The 1,640-nt window shown below is 72.6% G+C and carries 1 protein-coding gene and 2 pseudogenes; 1 reads left to right on the forward strand and 2 read right to left on the reverse strand.

What is annotated here, in order from left to right:
- Both G6020_RS14780 and G6020_RS14785 read right to left on the reverse strand, forming a co-directional pair.
- Positions 1-326, reverse strand: a pseudogene (locus G6020_RS14780) (molybdopterin molybdenumtransferase); the annotation flags it as partial.
- 130 nt (positions 327-456) lie between these two features.
- Positions 457-1,356 carry a UTP--glucose-1-phosphate uridylyltransferase gene (locus tag G6020_RS14785; RefSeq protein WP_182611135.1) on the reverse strand — a complete coding sequence of 300 codons (900 nt, stop codon included), beginning with the start codon at positions 1,354-1,356 and terminating at the stop codon, positions 457-459.
- Positions 1,357-1,419: 63 nt separating this feature from the next.
- On the opposite strand from G6020_RS14785, the pseudogene G6020_RS14790 reads away from it, so the two are divergent.
- Positions 1,420-1,640 (forward strand): annotated as a pseudogene (locus tag G6020_RS14790) (5-formyltetrahydrofolate cyclo-ligase); the annotation flags it as partial.

The following is a 1,640-nucleotide window of genomic DNA, read 5'->3' on the forward strand; positions in this document are numbered from 1 at the left end:
GGCGCCCCGGTGTCCACGCGGACGACCTGGCCGGGCTGCAGACGGGTCGGTTGACGGGATCCCGCGGTGATCCGCCCCACGACGGGCAGTCCGGCGGGCCCGCCGGAGGCGTCCCCGGCGTCATCGACCGGGCCGCCGACCCGGATGTCGACACTGCGGACCGCGTAACCGTCGATCGCGGACTGGTCGAACGAGGGCAACGGGCGCTCGGCCACCACCTCCTCGGCACACAGCAGGCCCTGCGCCTCGGAGATCGACACGCGTACCGGTCTCGGGGCGACCGCGGCCGCCGTCACCAGTGCGAGCTGTTCCTCGACGGAGCGCACCAGGTGTCCCCTTCCCGTACGAAAGTCGCTGACCGTGCGGCGGTGTCACGCCACAGCGGGCGGACCGACCACCGGGTCCCTGTGGGAGAGGGTAGCGCCCGGACGGCGCCATTCCGCGGCGACGGCGCCGTCAGCGGCCGAGCCGGCCCTCCAGCCACTCCCGCAACTCGTCGGCGTAGGCCGGGTTGTCCAGTGCGAAGTCCACGCAGGCCTTGATGTACCCGCCGGGATTGCCGAGATCGTGCCTGGTGCCGTCGTGGACCACCACGTGCACCGGGTGCTCCTCGTTGATCAGCAGGTCGATCGCGTCGGTGAGCTGCAGTTCCCCGCCGGCGCCCGGCTCGATACGCCGGAGCGCGTCGAAGATCGCGCGGTCGAGCACGTACCGCCCGGCCGCCGCGAGGTTGGACGGCGCGTCCTCGGCGGCCGGCTTCTCCACCATGCCCAGCACCTGCTTGACGGCCGGGTTGTCCGTGTCGGAGACCTCGAACACCCCGTAGGAGGAGACGTCCTCGGGGCTCACCTCGAACGCGCACAGGACACTGCCGCCGCGATCCGCCCGGACCTGCGACATCCGGCCCAGGATCCCGAACGGCAGGACCAGGTCATCGGGCAGGAGCACGGCCACGGCCTGCTCCTCGTCACCGAGCACCGACTCCACCTGCGCCACCGCGTGCCCGAGGCCCAGCGGCTCGTCCTGGCGCACGTCCACCACCTCGATGAGCCCGGGGGCGCGCTGGACCTTGTGCAGCAGCACGTCCTTGCCCCGGTCGGACAGCGTGTCCTCGAGGACCTGGTCCTCGGAGAAGTGCGCCATCACGCCGACCTTGCGCTCGGAGGTCACGATCGCGAGCCGACCCGCTCCCGCCTCGGTCGCCTCCTCGGCGATGAGCTCGATCCCCGGGGTGTCCACCACGGGGAGCAGCTCCTTGGGAACGGTCTTGGTGGCGGGCAGGAACCGGGTCCCGAGGCCGGCGGCCGGGACGACCGCGGTCCGGAACTGCGAGTCGGGCGAGGCGTGGGACGTCATGGCGTACACCATAGACGGCGGACCGGGCCGCTACGTCCGGACCACTGACGGCACACTGGGGTGATGGATCAGGACAAGTCCGCGGTGCGTCGTGCGGTGCGTGTTCGCCGCGCGGCGGTCCCCGCGTCCGTGCGCGCCGAGCGTGACCGGGCGATCCGCGAGCACCTGGCCTCCGTGGTGACGGAGGGGATGGTGGTCTGCGCGTTCGTTCCCGACGACGACGAGGCCGGCGGACCGGACCTGCCGGAGACGCTCGCGCTGGCGGGGGCGCAGGTGCTCCTGCC

Origin of the sequence: Dietzia sp. B19 (genome assembly GCF_014145155.1) — a bacterium.
Taxonomy (GTDB): domain Bacteria; phylum Actinomycetota; class Actinomycetes; order Mycobacteriales; family Mycobacteriaceae; genus Dietzia; species Dietzia natronolimnaea.

What these genes read in the sequence shown, in the direction of transcription:
- G6020_RS14785 (WP_182611135.1), bottom strand. Translation starts at nt 1,356, where the DNA reads ATGACGTCCCACGCCTCGCCCGACTCGCAGTTCCGGACCGCGGTCGTC.